Here is a 23,785-nt window from a genome sequence, read left to right as displayed (position 1 = left end):
CACCACCTGAAATATACCGTTAACTCCTTGTCATACTTGGCATCAGGCAAGAATTTCAGGTGCGAAAGTTGAGTTATCAACTGGTTTTGATATTCGGCAATCATGACAACATATTTAATTTCATTAGAATTTATTTCATCAAGACCAAACCAAGTACACTCCATGATAAGCCCCTTTCGCCGATTCTAAACAGGGTAAAATCGTAATCGTCTAAATTATGAACTTTATGTTCAAATACTGCAATTACTACTATAATAGAACGTTTGTTTGCAAAAGACAAATTTCTTATTTCTGACAAGGGATTATCTACAAAGCTTATTCTCCAAGCGCAAGAGTTACAAATAAAGGCCTCGTACAGATTTATTTCATTTTATCCGTATTCTTCCTCCGTCAAATCCATATGGACACTCATGGCGGTTCGGCTACCGTCAGCTGCGGCGAACACTACTTGGGAGGGTCCGATGTATGAGGCATCCCCGGCGGCATAGAGTCCGGGAACCGAGGTTCTTCCCCCCTTATCCGTCTTGATCCCGCCCATATCCGTCCTTTCACAGCCCAATTGCTCAACGAATGGCGCGCTTTGAACAAATTTGGGGGATACGAAGCCGCCGGTTCTCGGAATTTCGGTCCCATCAGCGAATCGAATACGCTCAAGCCGCCCGTTGTGCCCGATGAACGACATAATAGGCTGCTCCATGATCGCGATTCCCCAGGATTGAAGCCGTTGTTTCTGCTCATCCGACAAGGTAGCCTTCCCGTTCGTGCAGACGATCAAATCCTTGCTCCAACTGAGGAGCAGCTTGGCTTTATGAAAGACGTCCGGATATTCGGAAACGACGGCGAGCGGTTGGTCCCGCAGCTCCCAGCCGTCACAATAGGGACAATTGAACAAACTCTTTCCGTATAGCGGATAGAAGCCTTCGATCTCCGGAAAAACTTCTTTCACGCCTGTTGCCAAGATCAGCTTTCGTGCTTGAACACGCTGTCCTGACAAATCGCATATTTCAAATCCGGATTCGATCCTGCCCACCGAGGCCACCTCGATTGGTAAATGTTCGACAGTAGGGTAACGGAGCACCTCCTCATAAGCAATGCGGCGGAATTCGGCCGGAGTTACGCCGTCTCTCGTAATAAAGCCGTGAGACGCATGCGTAACGGCATTCCTGGGCTGATTGTTATCGATCAAAGCCACACTTCTTCTTGCCCTGCCTAGCACTAGGGCCGCATTCAAGCCTGCAGGACCTCCTCCGATAATCGCGCAATCGTAAATCGTCATGAAATTCATCCTTTCTTATTGATTTCGAAGATATTAGAGACTCTTAATGTCTGTAATAAGAACAAGAAAACATGCTTTACCTCAACGAAACACCATCTTTCCTAAAAATATAAAAAGCTCACCTTAATCCTTTCAACTGCTTCTGGGCCAGATCGGCTAATTTTGTTTCTCTAAGATGCGACTCCATCTTCTCTTCGGCTTCCTTCATGACCGCTTGTATCAAGCACTCGTCGCTGTGGACGAAACCACATTCAAACATGGAGGCGGTGCCCTCAATAGCGTGGATAATATCCAGAAAAGTAATGTCGTCTTTGTTGCGGGATAACCGGTAGCCGCCATTAGCGCCGGAAATCGATTCGATCATCCCCGCTTTTACGAGTCTCGTCAATATTTTGGATAGATAGGTCGGTGAAACGCCTTGGGACTCCGCCAGTTGCTGAACCCCTACCGGCTTGACCGGAGAAGCGGCAACGAGCATGAGCATGGTGTGCAGGGCGTAATTCGTCGCTTTTGTAAATTTCATGGAAGCACCTCACCTCATCACAGACTTATTGGGTCTATAATATCCTTGAATTTGCCGTTGTGTCAAGCTGTCTTCTTTTTTTGTAATATATCACGAATCGCTTCAACCTGCAGCTAAGCAACCATAACCATACCTATTCGTATGTTTAGTTAATGATTCATTATTTCCAGCATTTACAAAGGTCAAATTTGCTCGGTCATCCTCACTTTTTGCAGGATTTTTACAGCACTATATTGAAATTAATACTACTGTTTAATAGTCGGATGTTGGATGGCTGGATTGGCGGAGCATCGGCGGCCACCCGCCCCGAGTGTTAATCGTTCTCAGGAAGCGATACGGTTTCGCTTTTCACTGAAATTACTTATTCTAAGACAAAGGGCGGCGGATTGATATGATTAATATCCATACATTATTGTTAAACGCCTTTATTGTCCTTATTTCCATATTTCTTTATCAAGTCTTATGTCTGGATAGAGAAAAAGAAAAATACAAATCGTTCATAAGCCTGCTCCTGTTTTCCGCGACCAATCTTCTATGTATGACCTTCCCTATCCACATTTATTCGGGATTTTTCTTTGATTTGCGGTTCATTCCGGTCATCTTGTGCTTTTTCTACAGCGGGTATCGCAATCTGGTTATTATTACGGCAGTGCATCTGCTTTACCGGTATCTCTTAGGAGGCGGCGGATTCTATGCTTCTATCGAGGTAGCCTGTATTCTTATGCTTGGCTTGATGATTGCGGGGCCTTTTCGCGACTCTTTTTCCATACGCAAGAAAATGGCAATAGCTACTTTCTTTACGCTGTTCTATTCCATAATCGTCAGCATCTCCTCTATGGCCACCTTGGGACAATCAGAAATCTATGTACGGTTTTTCCTTGAGTACATCGCCATTAACCTGATTACTATATGGATGTCTGTCTACTTACTTGAAAATCTGATAGAGAAATCCCGTCTGAAAAAAGAGATTCGGCAAGCAGAGAAGCTGTCCTTATTCGGCAATCTTACCGCCTCCATTGCACATGAGATCCGAAACCCTCTGACGGTAGTGAACGGTTTCCTGCAGCTATTGATCGAAAATCGGGGGACGGAACAGCAAAACCGGGAGTATCAGCAGCTGATGAAACAGGAACTCGAAAGAGCTCTATCGATCATTACCCAGTATTTGTCCATTGCGAAGCCTGACCCCGATATCACCGAACCGCTTGAACTGGGGAAAGTCATCGCGCAAGTCACGAGGACCATGTCTCCCTATGCCAACCTTAACAAGGTTGAAATTCACAGCTTGATCCCGCCTGGTCTTCATTTGGTGGCCGACCTGGCCAAAATAAAGCAATGTTTTATCAATATTATGAAAAACGGAATTGAAGCCATGGAGGACGGCGGCGTTCTCCAGATTAACGCTGAGAAGAGGAAGAACGAACTCGTCATAGATATTACTGATCAAGGGGTCGGAATGACTCAGGAGGAAATAGACAGACTGGGTATGCCGTTCTATTCCACGAAGGAGAAGGGAACCGGTCTTGGAACGATGTACAGCTACAGCATTCTTAGAGGAATGGGAGGAAGAGTGGAAGTGAAAAGCAAGAAAGGAGCGGGAACGAGGGTGACTCTAATCATCCCTGTCCCGCAAGAGTCTCCTGTTGAATGATATATCTTGAGCAGTTGTCTGTACGAAGGTTTCCCATTGCCCCCATTCCTTTAATTATCTATACTGGTAATATCATACTGTTGACCGTACCTCTATCTGGGGTTATCCGTATCTGCTTGTAGGCGTAACATTTCCCGGCTTTCAAAAGAATGGGGAGGTGCCTAATGAGTTGGAGTAACTTTAAGTCCAAACTGCTGCTGCAGTACATTTGGTCCTATCTCTTAATCTTTCTTATTCCTCTAATTATACTTACCTTCTTCATCTACCATAATGCCGTCCAAAATTTACGCGCCGAGATCGAGCATTCTTTTGTCAACCAGTTGAACCAGGTCAAGCACAACATCGATGCGCGTATGACCGAGCTTCGGGATATTGCAACCCGGATGGCTTACGATGAACGACTGACTCCATATATGGTCAGCCATCCTTATTATTCCCGCGACGCCATTCTAACCCTCGAGAAGTATAAAGCGAACAGCTCGATCCTGGAAGAAATCTTCTTGTATTTCCGCAAAGATAACGTTATCTACTCATCCCGCGGCCTGACGAATCTTGATGTGCTGTTCGATCAATCCTATTCATTCAAGGACTGGAGCAAGGAAGAGATCATCGACGATCTGAATAATGTCGCTTACCCGGTAGTACGCCCGGCGGGTTCAGTAAACACCAACGTGCATCTTGAAAAATCATTGCTGGCTTATCTGGTTCCGATCATGCCGAACCATTCTTATCCACATGGCACAGTCCTGTATTTAATGGAGGAATCCCGGCTTACGGGACTGATGGACTCCATCCTTAATGATTTTAAAGGGAATAGCTACATATTTGACCAGGACGGCCGAGTGCTTGCCCGAAATAACCACGGTGCTCCCATACCAACGGAAGAACTGCACGTCCTCCCGGAATTGAGCCCGGGCACCCACAGCTTGAAGCTGAACAACCAATCGCACTCTGTTGTGGCCGTCAAGTCGAGCTTCAATGACTGGACCTACGTGACCGCTATACCGAGCGACCAATTTTTCAGTCATGTTTTCCATATCCAGACCTTCTTTTTGCTTGCCTTTGCCATCGTTGTCTTGGTCGGGACATTCGCAGCCGTTATCCTCGCCAAGAGGCAGTATCACCCTATTCACGATTTGCTGGAATTTGCCAAGCTGAAGGCGGACTCCACCGCCCCCGCTCTGACGAAATCCCCCAATGAACTGGATTGGATTCGCCAGATGCTGCATAACTACAGTACCCGTGTCGATCTTCAGGAGCCCTATGCCAGGAACCAGTTTTTGCTTATGCTGTTGACGCACGGGTTGCCTGAGGAACAGCAAGCGGGGCAGCTCTTGAAGATGTTCGGCGTGCAATTGGTTGGTGACCGTTACTTCGTCATTTCCATGGCTTGGGACGAATATCCCGGCTTATCGGAGCCATTCCAGGATCGCCAGAACATTATCCATCTGCTGACGGAAGTGAGTATTCCCGAATATAAAACGCTGGTTTATGGCGTTGAGCTGCCGCAGTCCGATCAAATTGCACTCATTATCTGCATGGCTGGAACAACAGATCACGGCCATTCGCCGAATCGGCGGATCGAGCGGATCGTGGAAGCCTTACGTGCTATCGTGATGGAGAACTCGCATCTGATTCCGTCCTTCGGGATCGGCAAGTGCTATTCGAGCCCCGGGATGCTGAACCAATCCTATATTGAAGCCTCCTCGGCGCTGGAATACCGCATGGCCAGCGGCAAGGGCAGCACGACTTACTTCGAGAAGCTCTCCGATACTCCGCATTCAACCTACTGGATTCCGAAGGATGCGCTGCTCAAGCTGGTCCAAAGCTTGAGGCACGGCAACGAAACCGTCGCGATACAAATGATCCGTACAATCTTTGCCAACATCAAGTCGCAGAAGCTGTCATTAGCTTTTTTGCGCTGCATTTGCTTCGATCTCCTGAACACCCTCCTCAAGACGGCGTCGGAGCTGGGAATGGCCGAATTTGTCCGGGATATCCCGAACATGACCTCCTTCGAATCACTGGAGGAACTGGAAAATAAGCTGGGAATGTTCGCCGCGCAAATTTGCAAGCAGGTCGAAAAGAACACGGAAACCAAACAGCACTCGATCATGGATGAGATCATCGCTCAGGTCGATGAGGAGTACACCGACTACCAGCTCAGCCTGGATAAGCTCGCGCAGAAACATTCTATCTCGTCCTCTTACTTGAGTCGCGCCTTCAAAGAGCGGACGGGATGCAATTTCTCGCAATACGTTTGGCAGCGCAGAATGGAAGAAGTGAAACGGCTGCTGCTGACGACCGGCGATCCGCTGAAGGATATTATCGCCCGGGTCGGCTATCTGGACGCGCCTAATTTCATTCGCAAATTCAAGAAGGTGACCGGATATACACCAGGGCAGTATCGAAAGTTGCATACGGCACGTGAAAAGACATTGCTATATGCAGATGATGAATAGCCGAATCTTAATGCTTTATTTCGAATCCCAACGGTCATAGGCGGCCTGGTAGATTTCCACAACCCGATCCGCTCCCATTTTCTTCAATTGATCGCTATACTTATCCCAGTTGCTGAGCGGCTCTTGGCCCGTAACGAACTTCGCTTCCATCTGTTTCACATAAGTATCGAGATCCGAGCGCAATCTGGATGTTTCCTGCTGCTCCTCCTGTGTCTGGTATACTTTTGGATAAGGGACTTTGGCGTACGGCACCAGCTTCTCCAAGGTTTCTTTATCCAGCCAATCATCGAATTCGCCTCTCAGTCCTTGGCTCACCTTGGCATCCGCTACTCCCGGCGTCACAATGCCGTAGTCGGGAGTCAGCGTTGCCCTGTAGTCTTCCCGGTCGCCACCGCCAGGAACGGGCAGCCATTCTTTGATCTGCTTCTCTTTGTCCTTATACTTCCATAGGATTCCTTCCGGACCTTGGCCGAACAACGTCGCCCCTTCATAAGTATACAGGTAATCGATCCAGCGCATGGTCGCTTCCGGGGACGGATTGCTGCTCGTAATCGCGAACGCACCCGTTGACAGGCCGGGATGCTTGCCGTAAACCGGGGCATCGACCATGTCGCTCTTCACAGGCAGCATCATCGGATCGTCCGTGCCCGGCTCCCCGCCTAACGTGAAGTATGGATGATAGTCGGAGAACAGCGCCACTTGATTGTTTTTCCCTTTGGCTTTCTTCTGATCGTCCGTTTGGGAGAAGGTTTCCTTATCCAGCAGGCCTTCGTTCCACAGCCGGTTCAGAAAGGTCAGATAGCCCTTATATCCTTCTTCCATCGGAGTATAATGAACTTTACCGTCTTTATCGGCATAGATCACTTCGCCGTAGATTCCCCAGAAGCCCAGCATGAACATCCGAATATCATCCAGCTTGACGGACACGAGCGGAATTTCGTCCTGCTTGCCGTTGCCGTTCGGATCTTCTTCCTTAACCCTTTTCAGATAGGTGTACAGCTCTTCCGTAGTCTCCGGCAGTTTATCCATGTTGAGCGCTTTCAGAAATTTGCCGTTATACCACATAGGGCCCCGATACCAGACAGCGGACAGGTCGATGCGCGGCAGGGAGTATATATGCCCATCCGGCGTCGTAATCGATTTGCGAATGTCCGGGTGTTTATCCAGCACCTTCTTAATGTTCGGTGCGTACTGGTCGATCAATTCCTCCAGCGGCACAAGAAGCCCCTGTCCCCCATAGTTGACTTCCTCGGCCGACGTAATCTGTGCCGCATAGAAAATATCCGGCAAATCTCCGCTGGCGAAGACCAGGTTCTTCTTCGTATCGAAGCTGTCCAGCGGGGCATTGCGGAACTGCAGCTTGATGCCCGTCAGCTTCTCCATTTCCTGGAATACGACCATATCCTGCCAGTTCTGAATTCCGACATCGGGTCCCATCATCGTTAAGGAGAGCGGTTCGTTCACGATCGGGAATCCTTCTTTATTAACATGGCTTCCCGAGACCGGATCCTTATGCTCCGGGTTGTCTGCTCCCTGCTTGTCGGGTGAACTGCAACCCGCCAACACTGTCATGAGCATTGTCGCAGCCAGCGCAGCCGCCCGCATGTTGATAAGCTGTTGCATGCTTGCTTCCTCCCTTATTCTGTTCATGATTTGAAAAGCATCCGACACCAAAGCAATTGTGTGAAGAATGGGGTTCCAGATCAAGGAATCAGCCTTTGACCGAACCGATCATAACCCCTTGTACAAAGTACCTCTGCACAAATGGATAGACGACGATAACCGGCAGCGACGATACAATAATTACTGCATATTTCACGAGCGCGGCTACTTCCGCCTTGTTGTTCATAGCCGCTGCGACCGATGAATCGATCGCCGCTCCTTTGGTCATGGCGGACATCTCCTGCAGAACGAGAATCTGGCGCAAAATCATTTGCAGTGGGTATTTCGTTTCTTCGTTCAAATAAATGAGCGCTCCAAAATAGCTGTTCCAATGCCCGACCCCATAGAACAAAGCCATAACGGCAATGATTGGCGTCGACAGCGGCAGGACGACCTTGACGAACAGTCTGAGATTGGTGCAGCCGTCGATGTGAGCGGCCTCCTGCAATTCCTTCGGAATCGTTGATTGGAAGAAGGTGCGGGCGACGATGATATTCCATACGGACGCAGCTCCCGGCAGGATGAGCGCCCACATGGTGTTGACGAGCCCCAAATTTTTGACAAGCAGGTATCCGGGTACCAGACCGCCGCCGAAAAACATGGTAAACAAAAACATCCCCATGAAGAAGTTTCGTCCGATAAAATCTTTACGGCTCAATGCATAGGCCGCGGGCAGCGTGACAAACAAATTGACTGCCGTCCCCACCAGCGTATAGATGATTGTATTTTTGTAGCCGGACCATATTTTGGCGTTCTCGAATACCCTCATATAGCCTTCGAACGTTATTCCCTTAGGAAATAACCACATCACCCCCGAATTGACCAGCTTCGGATCGCTGATCGATGCGCTGATAATATACAGAATCGGGTACGCCACAATGATGAAGGCCAATACAAGATATATATAGTTGAAGACGATGAAAATTTTATCCGCTTTCGTTTCTTTCACGGCGGCTGCCATACAGCACCCCCTCCTTTACCACAAGCTGGTTTCGTTGGTGCGGCGCGCAATTTGATTGACAGTAACGAGCAATATGGCATTAACTACCGAATTAAATAAGCCTACTGCCGTGGAGAAGCTGTATTGGGCATCCAACAGACCGGACCGATAAACGAAAGTGGAAATAACATCTGAGGCTTCCATGTTAAGGGGGTTCTGAAGGAGTAATATCTTTTCAAAACCAACGCCCAGAATACTGCCCATGTTCAGGATGAGCAATATCGTAATGGTAGGAATGATGGCCGGAATATTGATGTTCCAAATTCTCTGCCAACGGCTTGCGCCATCCATAATGGCCGCCTCATAAAGCTGTGGATCTACCCCGGACAGGGCAGCCAGATAGATAACCGTTCCCCATCCTGTACTCTGCCAGACGCCGGACAGGACGTACACCGTCTTGAACCAGGCCTGATCGGTCAGGAATGCCGGCGCATCGATTCCTAGAAAATTCAACATATGAATAATGATTCCCGTCGTTGGCGATAAGAACGTGATAATAATGCCGGCCATCACGACCACGGAAATAAAATGAGGCGCATAGGTAACGGTTTGCACAGCTCTTTTGAAAAAAACATTCTTGGCTTCATTAAAGGATAACGCCAGAATGATGGGAAGCGGAAAGCCAACCGCTAATTCGTACAGGCTGATACTGAGCGTATTCCACAGCAGATCCCAGAAATAGTAGGAGTTGAAAAATCGTTCGAAATGATCGAATCCTACCCAAGGGCTTCCCAAAATTCCCTTCGTGGGAATAAAGTTTTTGAAAGCGATCTGTATTCCATACATAGGGACATAGTGAAAGATCAGGAAGTAAAAGAACGCTGGGGCAATAAACAAATAGAGCTCCCAGTTTTTGAGCAGCTTTCTCCGGAACGACTTTCTCTTGCTTAACTTGTCGTCGACCTTGACGGGTTCCAAATTCACGGCAAGAGTGTTCCGTCCGTTGTCTCGCATCGGATCCTCCCTCCTTGGCAAGTGTTCCAGTACATGTCGTTATGCATAACGCCGCGCCCTTTAGGATAGCGCTTTCATTCAAGATTGTAGACAATTTCTATGAAGAACGTAAATATGTCGATTATGTATTGTCAGTGTTATCGGATAAATTCGCGTGGGGGCCGGATTTGACGCTACCGCTCTCCCCCTTCTGCCCGCCGCAAATACCGTAAAATTGGTCATAATTGATGTGGGGATACCAAGTCAAAATCTACATATGTTTCGTTTCGGAAAAGGCCTTATATGGGGTTGGGATCAAATGAAGACATGTAGCGCAGCAACAACGCGCACCGGGAGAGGCGCGCGTTGTGAAAGACCGGTGATTTGGGAAGCGGTTGTTAATCATTTGCGATTGACTCGTTCCCTCTTATCCTTGTTGGGACAGCTCAGCTTTGTGTAATCCTCTTTGTTTGTTTAGAACGAGTCATTCGAAAGGGGCGATTCTATGCCCGCACCTTATAAATTCTCTCCGCAGCGTTTCATAAATCGCATAATAACGACGGTCAGAATAATGGAAAAGACAAACAAAGCAATAATTAAAATAAAAGCTAACGGCGGAATGATAAACATAACGATGGCCAAAATAGCGGCCACCTGCAGCAGCAGGTATTGCGTCCACCTCTTCTCCGCCTCTTCGTAGATCTGTGTCTTCCCCTGGTGGTTGGCCATCTCCTTAATCCCCATGAACAAATGATGGACAAGGATCAGACCCAGTATTAACGAAACGATTCCGATAAGTAGGCCTAATAGGTTGAAATGAACTCCACCGTCCGTATTAGGCTGTTCATAGATGCTGAAAATAGATACGACAATCATGACGAGATTCAGGGTTCCCGCCTTTTTGAAATAGGGGCTGTGTCCGGCCAATGTGCTGAATCCTACGGCAAACAAAATATAACCGATGATATCCGGCAAAATATCAAAGCCTTGGACTCTAAAATCAATCATGATGAACAGAAAACCCCAGAATAGCTTGTCAAAGCCCGCTTTTACCATTCCCTAACCTCTCTTCTCTTCCGCCATAGACGATATCCGTTGACGATTTCTAATGGTACGGTCTCCATTATATAGCAAAACACTGACAGAAAGTCAGTGTTTTTTACCACATTAGAAAGTTTAAGTTCATTAAAGCATTAAAATGGAACAACTTTCTAATTGGCATAAAAAGCTTCCTTTAAAACCGGGTTATTCGTCTTCGAAGAGGCTCCGTTAGGAGCTTTTTTTAAAATATAAGTATAAGTTTTTATCTATACCTGTTCTTATATTTCATCGGTAAACGCGCCCGTCCTAAGGACGGCGATAGCCGTTTATCCTTGTGACATCCAACCCCAATTTATTAACTCATCTTTCGAAAATGGCCCCTGATGTCATTAACCATTTCTACTCTGCCCGTATACTTGTGCGAATGCCGTTCGTTTGCCGTTCAAGCTCAAGCAGCTCCGATTTCAGATCGATCCCCCCGCGATAGCCGACCAACTTAGCATTCTTTCCGATCACCCGATGACACGGAACGAAGATCGGCAGCGGATTGTTTGCATTCGCGACACCGACGGCACGGACCGCCTTCGGGCGCCGGACAGCGTCGGCCAATTCCGAATAGGACCTGGTTTGTCCATACGGAATTTGGCGCAGCTCATTCCATACCTGCTGCTGGAACGGGGTTCCCCCGGGGTCGAGCGGGCTTTCGAACCGGGTTCGAATCCCGTGAAAATATTCATCCAGCTCCCGGATATAGGAGGCTAGCCGGTCATCGCTGCGCACCATGCGCGCCTTAGGATACCGCTTGAATATTTGCCGCTCCAGTCGAATAAAGGATTCGTTCGGCAGAGTCAAGCTGCAAAGCCCTCGCTCGGACGCGGACAGATAAAATTGTGAGCGGCCCCGGGAATACGGAGCCCAGTAAATGACCTCTTGGTCGCTGTTCATATGGGTCGCCTCTTTTCTACTGCGTTGGCTGCAGCATATTTATGCAACTGGCGATATTCCGAAGGCGAATACCCCATGCTCTCACGGAAAACGGTTGTGAAATGGGAGGCTGTGCGAAAGCCGGTGGCCAGGGCGATGTCGGTGATGTTCAGACCGGGTTCCTTCAGCTTCTCCACCGCGGTTTGGATCCGGATGTTCCGCAAATATTCGGCCGGTGTCATCCCGGTTACCCTCCGAAACGTGCGATGCAAATGCGAGGAGCTTGTATGCAGCACCTCTGCCAGTCTGTCCAGTGTCAAAGGTTTGTCATATTCACTCTCGATAAGCTCGGTTACGCGAATAGCCATCTCTCCATCCGGCCCATACCGGATGGGATAATCCGGCCGGCATCGCTTGCACGCCCGAAAGCCTGACTTGCGGGCTTCCTCGGCAGTGGCAAATATGCGGGTATGCTCCTTCTTCGGGGTTTTGGACCGGCATGAAGGCAGACAATAGATTCTCGTTGATGCGACTCCATAGTAGAATCGGCCGTCGAAAGCGCCGTTGCATTCCACAATGGCCTTCCAATACTCCTCGTTCATACGATGACACCTCCCGATTTTCATTATAGGGTTTCGGCGGGAGAATGTTAATGCTGCGAGAATAAGAGAGCAAAAATCCGAAAGTCGATGAAGCATCGATTAACGAAGAACGAACGGGATTGGCTCAGCTTGCCGGTCAACTTTATAAGGAGGAGAATGTTATCGCTTGCTTCTCTTTCACTCGTAAGCGGCCTCCGACAAATGCCGTGTAAGCTCCCGAGCGTCCTCCAGCTCATCCAAGCTTAATATGATCTCTAAAATATCCGAAGCACGCGGACCTTTCACGATACGGTTAAACTTGTCCAGCAGCTCCTCCTCCGTTACCGGATGGTCCGGCGAACCTTTCGGGCAATCCCCGATTTCGCTGACCTTCTCCCCGTTCTTCAAGGTTACGATAACCTGCGTATATTTTACGTTGTCGGGAACTTCGAACACACGCGAACGTTTCATTTTCTGCATATATGCCCGAATCTCCTCACGGATCGGAACCCGTTGAAAATCGTCCGGATTTAATCCTTGTCCGCTCAGGATCAAGGCTGCGATATATTCGATGCTGAACCTTCCCTCTTCCCCGTTGTCGGGCCGCTGATTAATCAATGCGGCATCGCTGTTATGCGTAAAGATGAACTCTATATCCCTGATCTGCTGGAAGGGAATCGGACCGATTTTCTCCAATGCATCCAGCCCATAGTAGGCTCCCGAGCAGAATGGATACAGCTTGAACCATAACCCGGGCGTCACAATGCGCAACGTATGCCCGTTATCTTGAAGCAGCCACTGGCGGGCATAATTCCATCCTTGGCCGAATACGTTAAAGAAACCAAGCTTCCCATCCAAGCTTGTCTGGTTCGATTGAAAATCGGCATCCGTTAAGAGCAGCGATCTCACTGCCGAGGATGCGGCCAAGCCGGCATGCAGCGGTTTGGTCTCCGTTCCGAAGTGGACGCGCAGCCCGCTGGCCTGAGTCGCGGCTAAACCGAGTACCGAACAAGCCTTCTCCACCGTATACGACTTGAAATAAGCACCGGCAAGAGTGGCCGCCAATACACCGGCGGTACTCGTATTGTGGAAGCCCTTCTCATAATGTTCGCTCGACAAGGCTTGAGCAATCCGGGCCATGGCCTCGACACCGATGATGTAAGCTTCCAACAAACGGCGGCCTGTCATGCCGGCATCACATAACGCCAATAAAGCAGGCAAAATGACAGAGCTGGGATGCCCGCGCACTTCGATATGAACATCGTCGTAGTCCAAAGCGTGTCCCATAAAGCCGTTGATAAGTGCAGATTGGGAAGGAGAAACCTTCATCGGATGAAACAGCACGGGCGCGAGCGGATGCCCTCCTTCCAGTCTGGCCATCCGTATGAGCTTGGTCACCCCCGTATCCTCCTTGCCGGCGTAAGAGGAGGCGATATAATCCACGAGGCCGTACTTTGCTTTTTCCAAGCCTTCCTCGGAAAAGGGAGTTTCCCACAGCTTTTTTACAAACAAGTATGTGACTGTCTCTTTATCCATCGTTCATGCTCACCTTCACTTTCAATAGATTGAAGCAGAAAAAAAAGAAGCTGCGAAAGTACCAGGTATCTGGCTCCTCCACAGCACTCCTTGGGAAACAATCAACTCGGATTCGAATCAGAACCTAGATGCTTAAGGAATTGCTTGGTCCGTTCCTCCCGGGGGTGATTGAAAAATTCTTTGGACGTCCCTTGCTCCACAATGTTGCCATTTGCTATAAAAATGACATGATCGGACACTTCACGGGCAAAATCCATTTCATGCGTTACGATAATCATTGTTGTTTTCATCTCTGCTATCGACTTTATGACCTGCAGCACCTCCGAGACCAGCTCGGGGTCCAGGGATGATGTCGGCTCGTCGAACAATATGGCGTGCGGTCTCATGGCAAGGGCGCGGGCGATGCTGACTCGCTGCTGCTGGCCTCCCGAGAGAGTTGCCGGGTAATTGTCTTTCTTGCTTTCCAGCCCGACCTGCTTCAGTAATTCCATGCCGATCTCGTTCGCTTCTTTCTTAGGCATTTTCTTCACAACGATCAAGGATTCCGTAATATTTTGCAGGGCCGTTTTATTTTTGAACAGATTATAGTTCTGGAACACCATCGCTGTTTGCGAACGCAATTGCTGAATTTCCTTGCGTGTGCAGCTTTCCGCATTCAACCGCGCATTTCCGATTTCAATCAAACCGGCATCGGGCTTCTCCAGGAAATTCAGGCAGCGGATCAACGTCGATTTGCCAGACCCGGAAGGGCCGATGATCGAGAGCACCTCCCCGTCCTTCACTTCGAGATCGATCCCGTTCAAGACCACCAAGTCGTTGAAGCTCTTTCTTAAATTCGTGACTTTTATCATAATCATTCACCTTTATGTCTTGTATGGGCGATCCAAAAATTTTTCCAGCCGTTCCTGCAGATAGGAATAGACGACAATCAGTCCCCAATAGATCAAGGCAACCGCCAGGTAAGCTTCAAAGAAGCGGAACGATTCTGCGGCCTGCATTTTGGCCTCGGCGAAAATTTCCACAACGCCCAGGGTAAAAGCGAGGGAGGTTTCTTTAATGAGACTGATAAAAATGTTACCCGTAGCCGGCAGTGCAATACGTGCCGCTTGAGGCAGAATAACCCGGCGGTAAGCCTGCATCTTCGTCATACCGCCAGTCAGGCAGGCTTCCATCTGACCTTTCTCCACTGCCAGGAAGGCCGCGCGGAAAATTTCTGCCAGGAAGGCCGCCTGCTTGAATCCAAAACCGATAATGGCCGCGGTTACGGCATCCATTTTCGAGAAGAACGGGAACAGCTGCGGCAGTCCGTAATAGATCAGAAACAATTGGACAAGCATCGGAATGGCGCGGAAAAATGAAATATAAACGCCGGCCAGCGACCGCAATACTTTGAGCTGACTATTGCGGATTAAGGCCAGAACCAAACCGATGACTACCGCGATAATCATGGAAACAACCGCGATCAACAGTGTAATCGGAATGTACTTGGCTATTTTGGGCAGCAGCTCGAAAATATAGGATGGATCAAAATTCATGTCTTATCACTCACTCGCAATAGAGCAAGACCATTACTTCGCTTTTGTTGTAATATCTTCTCCATAGTATTTTATCGAAAGCTCCTTCAAAGTTCCGTCTTCTCTTAATTTCTTGATCTCTGCGTTGATTTGCTCGATCAAAGCGTTATTCTCATCCTTCTTTACAAAAGGAAATCCAATATCTTCATAATGGAACGGATCGCCGACGAACTTCAAAGGCAGGTTATTTTTCTTGATTTCAGCCAGCAGAGAAGCTTTGGCATTGACATAGCCGTCTACCCGTTTGTTCAGGACATCATTTTGGGCACCGTCACGATTTTCATAGGTACGAACATCGATTTCCCCGTTCACATCAAATTTTTGCAGGTTTTTAACGTTTTGCGAGCCCAAGACGCCGGATACGGTTTTGCCCTTCAGATCATCCAGCGAATTAATGTTGTCGTTGTCTTGATGCGTTACGATCGTAATTCCGGCGAAAGAGTAGGCATCGGTGAAGGCATATTTTTCTTTCCGTTCACTTGTAACCGCGACTGCATTGGCAATGGTATCGATTTTACCGGTTTCCAATTGGCCCAATAATCCGCTGAAATCGGAATTTGTCCATTTAACGGTATAACCGAGATTGTCCGCTATCTTCTCAATGACTTCCACATCAAAGCCGACCAGCTTGTCCCCTTCTTTATAGCTGTTGGGATAGGACTGTCCGGTTGCACCCACGCGAAGGACCTTCTCCCCTCCGCTGTTCCCCGAGCTTCCGGAGTTCGAGCCCGAGCATGCGGTCGCCAGCAAGCTTATTACTAATAATGAAAGCAAAACCGAATAAAATTTTCTCATGTAGGACTTCCCCTTTTTATCGTGTAATTTCAATCATGAAGCTATTAGCTGCCGGAAATGACGGGGCACTCCGGCTTGTTATTTATTTAACCACATTAAACATTAATGCTATTGAATGAAAAAATCATTCCCAGTTAATTTCTGTCTTCCGGATTAACCTTAACAAAATCTTTCTTCATGTATATCGTTATATGACCGCGCCCCAGATCCTTCGATCCTTGAATTTCATAATGGCGCCGCTTATACATCTCAATCAGCCAAGGATGACGGTCTGCCGTGCCCAGTGAGACGGCCGGGGACTTCAATGTATCCCGGATCATCACTTCCTCGCACCAGGTGATCATTTCGCGGCCGACCCCTTTGCGCCCGACATCCGGATCGCTGGCGAACCACCAAAGATGGGGTACGCCGAAAGGACCAGGCGACGGTCCCCACGGCATTCTCGCCGAGATGGTCGAGACAATTTTCCCGTCCTCCTCCATAACGAAACACATATTCTCGCGGATGTTCTTCCTGACCAAATCCAGATCAGCCGTAGCCGCGGCGAAGTTAATGCCAAGCTGGCGAATCGGCTCGTAAGCGCGCAAGGTCAGTTCCAAGAGAGCAGGCGCATCCTCCAGGGTCGCCATTCGGAAATCAGCCATGCTGTTCCTCCTCCTTCAGCCAGCCTGATGCTTCGGCCGCCGCCAGCACCCGATCTACCGTCTGCGGGGCGGAGCCCAGGTAGGTGGAAGGATCGAGGAGCTTCTCCAGTTCTTCCTGGCTGACGACTTCCCGGATTCGAGGATCGTCCAGCAGCACCTCGCGGAACGGAATCCCTTCTTCCACGCTCTTCATACACAGCTCATAGATAACCTCATGGGCGGTCTGCTTGCCCAACGGCTTCGCCAGAGCAAACATCACGCGCTCAGAAAGGAGGAGTCCGCCGAGCTGGTTCAAATTCCGCAGCATGTTCTCCGGCTTCACGACCAGTCCGGCGAGGATAGCCTTGGCGGAAGCCAATTGTGCGGCAAGGTAGATGCAGCTTTCCGGCAGTGCGATCCACTCCCCGCGCCAGGACATCGCATCGCGCTCGTGCTCGACAATCATCGATTCCTGAACAAGAGCAACATTGTAGCGGATCGGCTTGGTGAGGCTGGCGAGCCCTTCCAGCGCCGCCGGATTCCGCTTGTGCGGCATCGTCGATGAGCCGATTTTGCCGGAGGTGAACGGCTCTTCCACCTCATCCAGCTCCGTGCGCATTAAATTGTAAAATTCGTTCGCCATTTTACCTAGGGTGCCGCTGATCATTCCCAACAGACCGGCATACTCGGCCGAGCGGTCCCGCGACGAATGCCAGCAGATATTGGGTGCTTGCAGTCCCAGCCGCTCCATCGTCCGGCGTTCCACTTCCGGTCCCAGCGGGCCGAACGAAGCGTAGGTCCCTACACCGCCTCCCAAAACGCCGGCGAATACCCGGGATTCCGCTTCGCGCAGCCGATCCAGATGACGGATCATCTCATCGAGTACGACTGCGACTTTGAAGCCGAAGGTAGTCGGAAGTCCCTGCATGCCATGAGAGCGCCCGGCAATCGGAGTTATTCTATGCTCTTGGGCCAGTCTGGCCAGCTCGCGGGCTACGGCCCGAACATCGCGCACGATGATTTGATGGGCTTCCTTAAGCTGCAGCATCATCCCCGTATCCACGATATCCTGCGTAGTTGCGCCGTAATGGACCCACTCACCGTGCTCGGGCCCGCAGAGCTTCTGCAGCGCCTTCAGAGTAGGCATTAAGGAATGCTTGACCTTCAGTACTTCCTGCGCAATTTCAGGAATATTCATGAGCTCTGCTTTCGCCTTGGAAGCAATCGTTTGCGCCGCTTCAGCCGGGATAAGCCCAACCTCCGCTTCCGCAAGCGCCAGGGCCGCTTCAACGTCCAGGTGCTTCTGCAGGCGGTTATCGTCAGACCAGACCTCGCGCATTTCCGCGGTGCCGAAATTATTTTGAAGCATGAACATATCGATTACATGTGATGGCATATTAGCTTTCCTCCCAGATGTCAGGTAAATTCTATGAAATCCGTTACAGGCCCGGCACTCCTGGGCCTGTCCGAAGATGATGAAAAGTATTATCAAAGGATTTCGGGGGCTGCCGTTAGATCGGCCCCTTATTTCCCGAATGACGCAGAATAAACAGACGCATGTCTCCTCTGTGAACCGGCAGTCTTGCCGGGCAGTTGCAATTATCCGAGCGATTTCAGCGCGCAAACCGCCGCTTCCGCAAACAATGCCGCACTGATGGAAATCGCTTCTTCTTTTAAAGTGAACCGCGGATGATGCCACTGCTCCGTCCCACCGGTTCCCATCCAAATGAAGCAACCCGGCAGCCGTTCCTGATACAGAGCGAAATCTTCGCCTCCCATCGTAGGTACGGCCTCCACCACGTTAAGCCCTTGTGCTGCCGCCGCTGTATTCATGATTTCGGCCATTTTCGGATCATTGTTTACCGCAGGCAGCATCGAAGTCCAATTCAATTGCGCTTCTGCCCCATATCCGGCCGCGACATTCTCGACCACCCGTTTCATATGGCCTGGAATGCTCTCTCTGGCCTCCGGCTGGAATGTCCTCACGGTCCCTTCCAGAACTCCTCTGTCCGGGATGACGTTCCAGGAGGATCCGGCTTCGAACCGGCATATACTGACAACCGCTGAGTGATGCGGGCTGATATTGCGGCTTATCAACGTTTGCAGCGCCGTAACAATGGCACTGCTCACCACGATCGGGTCGACGGCGGCTTCGGGAATTCCCGCATGGCCTCCTCTGCCCGTGACGTTGATTTCGAAGCGGTCTACAGACGCCATCAGAGGACCCGTTCGTATGCCGACGGTTCCGACGGGCAGCTCCGGTTTGTTATGCATCCCGAAGACGGCGGAGACTCCTTCCAAGGCTCCCGCTTCAATGACAGCACGGGCGCCTACCGCCTGCTCTTCCGCCGGCTGGAACAGAATGCGTACGGTTCCGTGAAGCTCGCCGGCATTAGCCTGAAGCAGCTTCGCCGCTCCAATCATCGATGCTGTATGGAAGTCGTGGCCGCACGCATGCATCCTCCCGGGGATCGTCGAAGCGTACGGCAGACCTGTATCCTCCGTTACAGGCAGTGCATCGATATCGGCGCGAAGCATAATCGTCGGTCCGGGATGCGCCCCCTTCACTTCGGCCAGTACGCCGGTCGGTAAACCAAGGTCTAGCAGATGAATCCCAGCTTCCGTCAGCCAGGACCGAAGCCGTTTAGTTGTCTCGTACTCCTCATTGGAAAGTTCGGGAAATTGATGTAACTCCCTCCGCATCGCTACAAGCTCAGGCTGAAGCCTTTCAGCTTGCTCACGGAAAGAGGATGATAATGTAGTCATTGAGCATATCCCCTTTATTGCTGCTATAATAGAATCTATTGGTAAAGTCATTCATCCTGGTCTTCGGACGATTCGCTGCTTAATCGGAACTAAAAGAACGGGTAACTACAATAAAAATATGATATAGCAGCATGAACGAATATATCATATAGGATTAGTATGAATTAACGTAGATTCTATAGTAGAACCTACTCCTTGTCAATCCAAAATTAATATTTTGTAGATTATTGCTGCAACGGCTATCTTTAACTACATTTATATTAGGCCATCGATTTTTAGTATGGAATAAGCAAGATAATGTGTAGATGCCGATATATTAGAAAGAGAAATAGGAGATTCTCTTGACGGGCTCGAAAAAGGCTGATATATATTCAACAATAACCTCTGTACGAGGGGGCTGAGCCATGGTGGATCAAATTAAACCTAAGTATTTCATAGGCGAGGTTTCGTTCTCGATTCAATACATGCATAGAACGGGCCCCAACCGTATGCCCCGGCCGCATGAGCATCCTTGCTTTGAGCTGTATTACCTATTGAATGGCGAACGAATTTACTTTATAGACGGCAACGTGTACTCCGTTAAGAAGGGAGACATGATGATTATTCATCCGCATGATCTCCATTCCACAGCCAGCTCGGATAAGCTTGAATTCGAACGTGTCCTAATCAATTTTACGCAGGAATTTATTGAGGAAGGAGATTTCCATTTGGCAAAAATATTGCAAAATGGCAAATCGGGACTCCTGCGAATTCCCGAGAAGGAGCAGCCGGAAATTGAAAGCATCCTGTATAAAATGCTGGACGAATGCGAGAAACAGGAAGATCACTACATTTCATACGTACGTTCATTGTTGAACGAGCTGCTCATCCGTTTGCATCGAATTCATTGGCTGCTGCAGCCCGAGGAAGTACAGGTATATGAACACCCGATGCATCATCGGGTGTCGGAAATCGCTCAATATATCAATGAGAATTACTATAAGAAAATTACACTGGAGCAAGTAGCCAAACAATTTTACATAAGCCCTTCCTATCTGAGTCGTATATTCAAACGTTTGACCGGCTTCCACTTTCGCGAGTACATCCAAGTCGTACGCATTCGTGAAGCGCAGAAAAGATTGGTCAACAGCACAGATTCCGTTCAGTTCATTTCGGAGCAAACCGGCTTTGAACATATTGCCCACTTCAACAAAATATTCAAAAAAATGTGCGGAACTACTCCGCTGCGCTACCGCAAGAACAATGTATGATCGGCTTACAAACTTAGCTGCTCCTCAACCGAATAACTAAAACCGATCGAGATAATTGCCGACCCGAAACCAATCCGCATCGACATAACCGCGCCGATCCTTGGATGATTGCGATACGGCAAACAAACCGACTTTAGCGCCTACCCAGTGCCCTTTAACCGCCTGAAACCCGGGCACATCGATCCAATTCGCTTCATTATCATCCTGGCTGTAGGCAAACCTGCAATGCGCCCCTTCATCTACATTTACGGATAGCACGATCTCATCAGAATGCAGCTCCGTACGCCACTTTATTTGTTCTTCATCCGCATTCCCTTCAACATACAGTAGTATAAGACCCGTTCCATCTTGACGGGCTTGAACACCCAGGTACGCAAAATGGTATCCGAATACGATCAGACCTGCCCTCTCGCCCGGCTCTATTGCACGGCAGTCCAGCTTGGCTGACGCATGGAATGAAGGGGCCGGAAACTTCTGCATTAATAAGTTAGGAGATCCATACATATTCTCGGCACTTTCCGGCTGTGGCTGCGCAAACAGCCTCAGATGGCTTGCTCTATCGGTTAAGGAATACCAGTCGCTTTTCGGATTCGCCTGCCACTGCCATTGCAAACCCAATTCCGGTTTATCAAACTCATCGGAATCAGCAGGCACCTCTATCGGGCAGACCTTGCCGACATCAGGCTTTGTATACCGTAATACAGGCTCGCCGATGCCGTCTTCATTCCGGTTCTGTCCCATAAGCGGCCAATCATCGATCCATTCTACAGGCTGCAGATGTACGATTCGTCCATAAGCGCCTTTATCCTGAAAGTGTATAAACCATGATTCACCTGAAGCGAGCTCAACCCAGCCTCCTTGATGGGGCCCGTTAACCGGCGAAGTCCCTTGATGCAGCACAATCTTATCCTCATAAGGTCCATTGACGGCTTTCGAGCGAAGAACCGTCTGCCAGCCGGTCGCAACTCCGCCGGCCGGTGCGAAGATATAGTAATAACCGTTGCGTTTATACATTTTCGGACCTTCCAGCGTTGGATGATGCACCGTACCGTTATAAATAATTTGCCCCTCGCCCAACAGCTTAGTGCCGTCCGGAGACATGGGACACAGCCTCAGTATATGTTTGATTCCGGCGCGGCTTCTGGCATAAGCGTGGACGAGATAGGCTCCGCCATCTTCATCCCAGAAGGGACAAGGATCTATCAGACCTTTGCCTTCCTGAACAAGATGGGGCGGAGTCCATTCACCGGCGGGGTCTGAAGCCGTGCTCATCCAGATGCCGGTGTCAGGATCGCCGTAGAACACCCAAAACTTATGGTCGTGATAACGGATTGCCGGTGCCCATACACCATTGCCGTGCTGTGGTTGGTCATATCCCGGAAGATCCATATGTTTAATGACATGATTGATTAATTTCCAGTTAATTAAATCCTTGGAATGTAGAATCGGAAGACCCGGAATATGCCCGAAGCTGGATGCCGTCATGTAGAAATCTTCACCTACTCTGATCACATCGGGATCGGAATAGTCCGCATGCAGGATTGGATTGATAAAGATTCCGTCTCCCTGGTCTGAAATCCAAGCCTTGCGATGCCCTTGACTTACATGGTTACTCATGCCGGTCACTCCTGTTCTCTAATTGTTGCAGACGCTCAATCTCTAAACTGGCAAGGATGAAGGGGGCAACTCCAATATGGATATCGGACACCCTTTTTTCCCTAATGTAATAGCCATATGAACCATCCCGATCAAGACTTAGTCCCGCGCCATGACAAATATGATGCAAATGAACTCCTTCGCTGTCTTCTTCCACATAACCTTCAATTAGTCCGTTGTAGGCTTGCAGTGCTTTCTGGCGGGCCGGGTTTTCAAGATATTGAAGACGCGATCCTTTAGCTAGAGCGTATATAAACATGCTGGAACCGGAGGTCTCCAGGTAGTTTCCTTCCCGGAAGCCTTGATCCATGACCTGAAACCATAAACCGCTCTGTTCCTCCTGAACACGATAAAGAGCGTTGCACATTCGTTCAAAGATACCGATGATCGTCCCTCTCTTCGGATGATCGATCGGGAAAAACTCCAAGCTATCCACCAAGGCCATCGCATACCATCCCAGCGCGCGGCTCCAGAAGTTCGCGGAGCAGCCCGTTTGCGGATTCGCCCAAACTTGTTCCCTGGCTTCATCCCACCCGTGGTAAAGCAAGCCTGTATACGGATCGCGAGTTTTTTGTTCAACTAATAATAGTTGATGAGCTACCTCGTCGAACAACTCGGGACGCTGGAAAACCTGAGCATATTGCGCCAAGAAGGGAGAGGACATATACAAGCCGTCAAGCCACATCTGGAAGGGATACACTTTTTTGTGCCAGAATCCTCCTTCGGATGTTCTCGGGTGGCCGAGCAATTGGGCAGCGAGCAAATGCGCAGCCTGTTCGTATCGCTGTTCGCCGCTGCGTTCCATAAGCAGGAAAAGATTTTTGCCTTGATTGATTTGATCAAGATTGTATTCTTCAAGCCTGTAACCGGTAATCCTTCCATCCTCCCGGATGAACAAGTCCATATGCCGCTTCATGAAATCGTAGCACTCTTCGTGCATATAGATTTCTCCTGTCCGCGCGATAGCCATTAGCACCATGCCGGGCACATAAGCCCATCTTTTTTTCAGCTCTTCATGCAAACCGTCATCGCCTGCTTGATTAATAATCGTTGCAGTTGTTTTTAGTGACCATGGTTGACTCATTTCCTCACCCCAGTTCAGATGATAAATACATATTTAAACTTCTAAGGGAAATTTTAACATCACGAAAATGCAGCAGCTGACTCTCTACAACCTCCACTTTCTCATTCCCGCTAACGGCATATAACGGCACGGCACTTATTAATACAGTAAATAAAACACCGGCTGGATTCTACGAATATTGATGTCTTTATTCCTCTTATTTTTGTCTCTGTTTGTCCTCTTTCCTTCTTACGTGGAAGCGTTTATCTCTTACGGGACGCTCAAGAAGACTTCCTCCATTTAATGCAGACGACAAAAAATCCTGCACATCAATGCAGGATAATGCAGGATTCGACTTATAAATCAAGGATAAACGGCTATCGCCGTCCTTGGGACAGGCGCGTTTACCGATGAAATATGAGAAAAACTCCTATCGGAGTATTTCATGGATGAGCGACCGCGTTTAAAG

General features: G+C 49.2%; 20 protein-coding genes. 3 read left to right on the top strand and 17 right to left on the bottom strand.

Annotation, left to right across the window (positions count from 1 at the left end):
- Nucleotides 1-370: 370 nt before the first annotated feature.
- Nucleotides 371-1,276, bottom strand: a complete 906-nt coding sequence (locus FS806_RS22370; RefSeq protein ID WP_144941136.1) for an NAD(P)/FAD-dependent oxidoreductase — start codon at nt 1,274-1,276, stop codon at nt 371-373.
- A 118-nt stretch (nt 1,277-1,394) separates the two neighbouring features.
- On the bottom strand, nt 1,395-1,799 hold the full coding sequence (locus FS806_RS22365) for an Rrf2 family transcriptional regulator (RefSeq protein WP_144941134.1): 405 nt from the start codon (nt 1,797-1,799) through the stop codon (nt 1,395-1,397).
- A gap of 391 nt (nt 1,800-2,190) precedes the next feature.
- Here FS806_RS22365 and FS806_RS22360 point away from each other — a divergent pair, with 391 nt between their 5' ends.
- Nucleotides 2,191-3,450 (top strand): ATP-binding protein, encoded by a 1,260-nt coding sequence (locus FS806_RS22360; RefSeq protein WP_144941132.1) that lies wholly within the window; start codon nt 2,191-2,193, stop codon nt 3,448-3,450.
- Nucleotides 3,451-3,614: 164 nt separating this feature from the next.
- Nucleotides 3,615-5,912: a helix-turn-helix domain-containing protein gene (locus FS806_RS22355; RefSeq protein ID WP_144941130.1), complete on the top strand. Its 2,298-nt coding sequence runs from the start codon at nt 3,615-3,617 to the stop codon at nt 5,910-5,912.
- A gap of 15 nt (nt 5,913-5,927) precedes the next feature.
- Here the strand turns inward: FS806_RS22355 and FS806_RS22350 are convergent, their stop codons facing one another.
- The 13 genes from FS806_RS22350 to FS806_RS22290 form a co-directional block, all read right to left on the bottom strand.
- A complete protein-coding gene (locus FS806_RS22350) occupies nt 5,928-7,535 on the bottom strand; it encodes a type 2 periplasmic-binding domain-containing protein (protein WP_144941128.1) in 1,608 nt (535 codons plus the stop codon).
- A gap of 88 nt (nt 7,536-7,623) precedes the next feature.
- Nucleotides 7,624-8,535, bottom strand: a complete 912-nt coding sequence (locus FS806_RS22345) for a carbohydrate ABC transporter permease (protein WP_144941126.1) — start codon at nt 8,533-8,535, stop codon at nt 7,624-7,626.
- A 15-nt stretch (nt 8,536-8,550) separates the two neighbouring features.
- Entirely contained in the window at nt 8,551-9,528 is a 978-nt protein-coding gene (locus tag FS806_RS22340) for an ABC transporter permease (protein WP_144941124.1), read from the bottom strand.
- Between the two features lie 495 nt (nt 9,529-10,023).
- Nucleotides 10,024-10,563, bottom strand: a complete 540-nt coding sequence (locus tag FS806_RS22335; protein WP_144941122.1) for a hypothetical protein — start codon at nt 10,561-10,563, stop codon at nt 10,024-10,026.
- A gap of 384 nt (nt 10,564-10,947) precedes the next feature.
- Complete coding sequence (locus FS806_RS27045) at nt 10,948-11,493, bottom strand: methylated-DNA--[protein]-cysteine S-methyltransferase (protein ID WP_144941120.1); 546 nt, start codon at nt 11,491-11,493, stop codon at nt 10,948-10,950.
- Nucleotides 11,490-12,074 carry a bifunctional transcriptional activator/DNA repair enzyme AdaA gene (locus tag FS806_RS22325; RefSeq protein WP_186328489.1) on the bottom strand — a complete coding sequence of 195 codons (585 nt, stop codon included), beginning with the start codon at nt 12,072-12,074 and terminating at the stop codon, nt 11,490-11,492. The genes FS806_RS27045 and FS806_RS22325 overlap by 4 nt, the downstream gene beginning before the upstream one ends.
- A 177-nt stretch (nt 12,075-12,251) precedes the next feature.
- A complete protein-coding gene (locus FS806_RS22320; protein ID WP_144941116.1) occupies nt 12,252-13,589 on the bottom strand; it encodes an MmgE/PrpD family protein in 1,338 nt (445 codons plus the stop codon).
- A 101-nt stretch (nt 13,590-13,690) separates the two neighbouring features.
- Nucleotides 13,691-14,440 (bottom strand): amino acid ABC transporter ATP-binding protein, encoded by a 750-nt coding sequence (locus FS806_RS22315; protein WP_144941114.1) that lies wholly within the window; start codon nt 14,438-14,440, stop codon nt 13,691-13,693.
- A gap of 12 nt (nt 14,441-14,452) precedes the next feature.
- Entirely contained in the window at nt 14,453-15,124 is a 672-nt protein-coding gene (locus tag FS806_RS22310) for an amino acid ABC transporter permease (protein ID WP_144941112.1), read from the bottom strand.
- 33 nt (nt 15,125-15,157) lie between these two features.
- On the bottom strand, nt 15,158-15,958 hold the full coding sequence (locus tag FS806_RS22305; protein WP_144941110.1) for an amino acid ABC transporter substrate-binding protein: 801 nt from the start codon (nt 15,956-15,958) through the stop codon (nt 15,158-15,160).
- Nucleotides 15,959-16,092: 134 nt separating this feature from the next.
- On the bottom strand, nt 16,093-16,602 hold the full coding sequence (locus FS806_RS22300) for a GNAT family N-acetyltransferase (protein ID WP_144941108.1): 510 nt from the start codon (nt 16,600-16,602) through the stop codon (nt 16,093-16,095).
- The gene (purB, locus tag FS806_RS22295) at nt 16,595-17,977 is read right to left on the bottom strand and encodes an adenylosuccinate lyase (RefSeq protein ID WP_144941106.1); all 1,383 of its coding nucleotides are present in this window, start codon (nt 17,975-17,977) and stop codon (nt 16,595-16,597) included. Before purB ends, FS806_RS22300 begins: the two co-directional genes overlap by 8 nt.
- A 203-nt stretch (nt 17,978-18,180) precedes the next feature.
- Nucleotides 18,181-19,347, bottom strand: a complete 1,167-nt coding sequence (locus FS806_RS22290; RefSeq protein ID WP_144941104.1) for an amidohydrolase — start codon at nt 19,345-19,347, stop codon at nt 18,181-18,183.
- A 404-nt stretch (nt 19,348-19,751) separates the two neighbouring features.
- Here FS806_RS22290 and FS806_RS22285 point away from each other — a divergent pair, with 404 nt between their 5' ends.
- The gene (locus tag FS806_RS22285) at nt 19,752-20,597 is read left to right on the top strand and encodes a helix-turn-helix transcriptional regulator (RefSeq protein WP_144941102.1); all 846 of its coding nucleotides are present in this window, start codon (nt 19,752-19,754) and stop codon (nt 20,595-20,597) included.
- 36 nt (nt 20,598-20,633) lie between these two features.
- Here the strand turns inward: FS806_RS22285 and FS806_RS22280 are convergent, their stop codons facing one another.
- Together FS806_RS22280 and FS806_RS22275 are read right to left on the bottom strand one after the other, a co-directional pair.
- A complete protein-coding gene (locus tag FS806_RS22280; RefSeq protein WP_144941100.1) occupies nt 20,634-22,214 on the bottom strand; it encodes a glycoside hydrolase family 43 protein in 1,581 nt (526 codons plus the stop codon).
- Nucleotides 22,207-23,337: a glycoside hydrolase family 88/105 protein gene (locus FS806_RS22275; protein ID WP_144941098.1), complete on the bottom strand. Its 1,131-nt coding sequence runs from the start codon at nt 23,335-23,337 to the stop codon at nt 22,207-22,209. Before FS806_RS22275 ends, FS806_RS22280 begins: the two co-directional genes overlap by 8 nt.
- Between the last annotated feature and the right edge of the window lie 448 nt (nt 23,338-23,785).

Origin of the sequence: Paenibacillus sp. 32O-W, assembly GCF_007679495.1 — a bacterium.
Classification (GTDB): domain Bacteria; phylum Bacillota; class Bacilli; order Paenibacillales; family NBRC-103111; genus Paenibacillus_L; species Paenibacillus_L residui.
Note: the sequence above shows the minus strand (reverse complement) of the source record. Positions and strands in the feature narration are given on the sequence as shown.